2 protein-coding genes and 1 pseudogene are annotated in these 637 nt (G+C 47.4%); 2 read left to right on the forward strand and 1 reads right to left on the reverse strand.

The window, feature by feature from the left end:
* Together AC3Y5R_RS24215 and AC3Y5R_RS24220 are read left to right on the forward strand one after the other, a co-directional pair.
* The coding region (locus AC3Y5R_RS24215) for a DDE-type integrase/transposase/recombinase (RefSeq protein WP_489923425.1) at positions 1-228 on the forward strand (228 nt) is incomplete at its 5' end.
* Between the two features lie 57 nt (positions 229-285).
* Positions 286-423 carry a protease inhibitor I42 family protein gene (locus AC3Y5R_RS24220; protein WP_489923426.1) on the forward strand — a complete coding sequence of 46 codons (138 nt, stop codon included), beginning with the start codon at positions 286-288 and terminating at the stop codon, positions 421-423.
* A gap of 84 nt (positions 424-507) precedes the next feature.
* Here the strand turns inward: AC3Y5R_RS24220 and AC3Y5R_RS24225 are convergent.
* Positions 508-637: pseudogene (locus AC3Y5R_RS24225) on the reverse strand (IS5/IS1182 family transposase); the annotation flags it as partial.

The raw sequence follows: 637 nt of genomic DNA on the forward strand, positions 1-637 counted from the left end.
GACGTTGAACACCGACAGATTAAGTACCGGAATAACGTCATTGAATGCGATCACGGGAAGCTGAAAAGGATAATCGGCGCCACGCTGGGATTTAAATCCATGAAGACAGCCTACGCCACAATCAAAGATATTGAAGTGATGCATGCACTACGCAAAGGCCAGGCGTCAGCATTTTATTATGGTGATCCCCTGGGCGAGATGCGTCTGGTGAGCAGAGTCTTTGAATAAGGCCTTGCAAACACAAAAGGCCAACCTATCGTGAACTTTGCAACAGTGCCGGATGGAATGGTAGGCTGTGGTGGATTCACTACTGACACATTTAAATCGTTAGAAAAAGGGACGGGAAAAGCCATGTTTCAATATGGGCGCCAATGGGAAAATGATTACTCGATTATAAGAACAGTGAAAATCACCGTTAAATAATCTCAGAGGCTTTGTTGAATAAATCAGATTTCGGGCGAGCCTCTCTGTGGCGGGCTGGGTTTTCAGGCAATACGCACACTTTCCCTTCGTCATTTTGTTCAGCGCACGTACCATGGCCAGAGCCTCTGCAACCTGATCATCATAGTCACGCAACGTCAGTGAACCTCCGAACAGCTGCTTCACCCTGTACATCGCCGTTTCCGCTATAGAGCGA

The organism is Erwinia sp. 009765445, assembly GCF_058137865.1.